Origin of the sequence: Paraburkholderia sp. JHI2823, assembly GCF_038900695.1 — a bacterium.
Classification (GTDB): Bacteria; Pseudomonadota; Gammaproteobacteria; order Burkholderiales; family Burkholderiaceae; genus Paraburkholderia; species Paraburkholderia mimosarum.
Window position 1 is genome coordinate 1 of record NZ_JAYMRY010000287.1, and the last position, 434, is coordinate 434.

Annotated in this window: 1 protein-coding gene; it reads right to left on the bottom strand. The window is 61.3% G+C overall.

Annotated elements, in window-relative coordinates; genetic code table 11:
* On the bottom strand, positions 1-199 hold a 199-nt coding region (locus VSR34_RS38700), incomplete at its 3' end, for a hypothetical protein (protein WP_342965271.1).
* Between the last annotated feature and the right edge of the window lie 235 nt (positions 200-434).

The following is a 434-nucleotide window of genomic DNA, read 5'->3' on the forward strand; positions in this document are numbered from 1 at the left end:
CGCGTGAGCGGGTGTGGGGCGGCGTTACCCGGACGATGCTCGAATCGATGACGGTACCGGTGCTCATGGCACATTGAGAGCTGCTGCACTGAATGAATGCGGCCTCACGGCGCAGGAGCGGCACACGGTACACGCTCAAAATGCACCCGCCCCCTGTCGCGCGTGATTGCGCGTATCGAGCACGCTCGAGTTCCAGCATGAGGACCTCGTGCACTCGAACGGCAAGACGGTGCGCATCGTTGATCCAGAACGGCTCGCACAGATCTGCCGTTGTCGGCGCACCACTGCAAGCCGACCCGTTCGGACTCCTCGAACGTTGACATGCCTCAAGCATGCCGGGATCTTGCGTGACATGATGAGCACACGATCCGTATCCTCTCGACGACCACTTCGCAGGAGACTTTCAGATGGACAACACCGCGCGACACGATGCG